This is a genomic window from Priestia sp. SIMBA_032 (genome assembly GCF_046535215.1).
Lineage (GTDB): Bacteria > Bacillota > Bacilli > Bacillales > Bacillaceae_H > Priestia > Priestia aryabhattai.
Genome location: NZ_JAWRXD010000675.1, coordinates 1 through 271 on the forward strand (window position 1 = coordinate 1; position 271 = coordinate 271).

Here is a 271-nt window from a genome sequence, read left to right on the forward strand (position 1 = left end):
GAGGGCGGAATCTCGTAGAAGCGGACGGCGGCATCCATCGCCGACAGAAGTTCTCTGGAGGCTTTGAGTGCGGCGACGCGCGGATCGGCCTCCACACTCGCTGTCGGGCCCTCGGGGACGAGACCCCGGAGGGTGGAGATCTGTACGCTCTCCTCGCCCAGGCTCGGGAGCACGTCCCCGACGTAGGCGAGATACCCGTCGCTCGGCCCGACGAACAGCACCCCGTCGTCGCCGCGAGAGATCCGGGGGTCGGCATACAACAGGTACGCAG

The 271-nt window shown here is 67.9% G+C and carries 1 protein-coding gene; it reads right to left on the minus strand.

Annotation, left to right across the window (positions count from 1 at the left end):
- A partial coding sequence (locus SB717_RS35965) for a hypothetical protein (protein ID WP_486360798.1) occupies positions 1 to 271 on the minus strand: 271 nt, incomplete at both ends.